Raw genomic sequence first — 286 nt, forward strand, 5'->3', positions numbered from 1 at the left:
GCCTGGGCATGGGGGAGGCTAATGCCAACGGCCAAACCAACAAGCAGCACTATTGAGTTCAACTTAATCATAGTTTTTTCCATTTCCTGTATTAGAGGGCCGGCAACAGGTTACCGACCAGAATGCCTCCTGCTGTACCGACTATATAGCCTAGCAACGCCATTAGTATACCAACGGGGATCAGGCTGCGTGAGTAGGACGCCGCAAGAATGGGGGCTGAGGCCACACCACCTATGTTAGCCAATGAGGCCACACCACAGGTAAAGAGATCCAGCTTAAACAGTTT

General features: G+C 51.0%; 1 protein-coding gene. It reads right to left on the bottom strand.

Features of this window, described 5'->3' with window-relative positions:
- Positions 1-91: 91 nt before the first annotated feature.
- Positions 92-286, bottom strand: a 195-nt coding sequence (locus J0A66_RS23030) for a DUF819 family protein (protein WP_206576098.1), incomplete at its 5' end; no start/stop codon positions are given.

Source organism: Bowmanella dokdonensis (assembly GCF_017254865.1).
GTDB lineage: Bacteria > Pseudomonadota > Gammaproteobacteria > Enterobacterales > Alteromonadaceae > Bowmanella > Bowmanella dokdonensis.